The organism is Caloranaerobacter longqiensis, assembly GCF_050286925.1.
Taxonomy (GTDB): Bacteria; Bacillota; Clostridia; order Tissierellales; family Thermohalobacteraceae; genus Caloranaerobacter.
Genome location: NZ_JBFWFX010000053.1, coordinates 1 through 1,815, shown reverse-complemented (window position 1 = coordinate 1,815; position 1,815 = coordinate 1). Strand labels below are relative to the sequence as shown.

Annotated in this window: 2 protein-coding genes; both read right to left on the bottom strand. The window is 30.3% G+C overall.

Features of this window, described 5'->3' with window-relative positions; translation table 11 throughout:
• Window positions 1–780: Lin1244/Lin1753 domain-containing protein (locus AB4Y15_RS13960; protein ID WP_427340946.1), on the bottom strand; the 780-nt coding region annotated here is incomplete at its 3' end.
• 169 nt (window positions 781–949) lie between these two features.
• A partial coding sequence (locus tag AB4Y15_RS13955) for an exodeoxyribonuclease X C-terminal domain-containing protein (RefSeq protein WP_427340945.1) occupies window positions 950–1,815 on the bottom strand: 866 nt, incomplete at its 5' end.

Sequence of the window (1,815 nt, the reverse complement as noted above, 5' to 3'; positions counted from 1 at the left end):
TTGCAAAATACCTCTAGCATAACTAAGTTTTCTTTTATTTTGATCTACACATATCTCAAACGCTTTAATTATCCATTCTACTGGATATTGTTCTAATAAATCCTCTAGCAGCTCTTTTACTTTCCAATTTATTTGCCCAAAACCGCATTTCTGATATTCATTAGCAACTACTATTAAATCTGAATTATTATTTTCTGGTTCTTCGCTTGTACTAGTTATTTCTTCTTCGGCTGAATTTATTTCATCAAAATCATGACAACAACTGCTACTTTTTTCTTCTTTTCTTTTCTTTACTTTACTTTTCTTTACTTTACTTTTCTTTATGGTGTTTTTGTCAACATTAACCTCGTTATTGTCAGCATTTATACTTACTAAAACTATATTTTTGTAATCATTTACATCTATTAAGCAATATTCTTCATAAACTTCGACTTTTTTTCGCCTAGCTGCTGCTTCTAAATATCGTTTTTGAACTCCTCTAGAAGTCAAAACTTGATGCTTTTTATAAACTTCTTCATCAAATAAACCCCATTTTAAACAATCATTAATGATATCATTAACTTGGTTAATGTCAACATTAACCCTTTTTGAAAAGAGTAATTGTTCCTTTTCTGTCCATTGATAAAAGTAACTGTTTCTATAAATTTTCATTAAAAGTTTAATTACTATTGCAAAACCTATCACTCCATGCTTTGCTTCAATAAGAGCTATTTTGTCATCTTGGTCCATATCTGTATCTAATGGAAAATAATCTAGTCCTTCTTTTTGTGGTCTTGCCACTTTTTATCACCTGCTCTTTAAGAAAATTATTTATAAATGGTATATTCTTCATAATATCGGGCATAATATAAATAACAGGGGAACTTTAGCATAAGCCTATATTAAATTTTATGACCTCCAGTTCCCCTTTTGCCCGATTACCCTATGTTGCTAGGGTTTTTTTATTGTTTTAAAACGGACATTCGTCATCTGTTACTGGTATATTAAAATCGTCTGGTTCATCTGTGCTACTTGCTGCATCGTCCTCTGGATTATTTGCTAATAGCATTTTACAAGCTTTTTTTACAATTTCATCTTTTGCATTCAATACAAGCCATTTTATATAAGTTCTATCTTTTTCTAAAATTTCACCTAACGTTTGTCCTTTGTGTTTTCCAAATGTTAATTTGATATTTCTAGCTTCGTTTTCTGTCATAGTTTCTAATTCTTCAGCTTGATGAAATTGAGCTATATCTTCTACATCTTGAGTAAATATTTCACTCAATGATGCAACAGTTAAAGTAGCGTCAATTTGTGCTCTTTTTTTAGCCATTTTGAGTATTGTATTTGCTATACTACAAATATCATCGTTTTCTACTCTATATTTGATTCGTCCATAGCTATCAGTTTTAGATTTTAAAGTGCTTTTATCTATCCCTATTGGTAAATCTTTTTCAGTTACCCATCTCCACCTATATTTATCTTCTCTACTATTGCATGATCCAACGCCTTCAGTAATTTTCTGCCCATTCTTGTATAGAGTGCATTTTATTGTGTAAGCAAATATACCTTTCTCATAATCTTCGATTTTTTCAATTATGTCATATTCACTAGTCAAACCCATTAGCATTAAAATTTTTTCAGCGCCTGGTTTTAATAGTGTAGGTTTAGAAGTTCCGTTAATAACTCCATAATCATGATTCTTTTTTAGCGTTTTCTGAATAACAGCTTGAAATCTAGCAATTTTCTGCATTGTACCCGCTACTTGTTGTATATCAACATTATCAATTATGCTCAATGCATTATTTACTGGTTGTAATTCTCTTGTACTGTCCA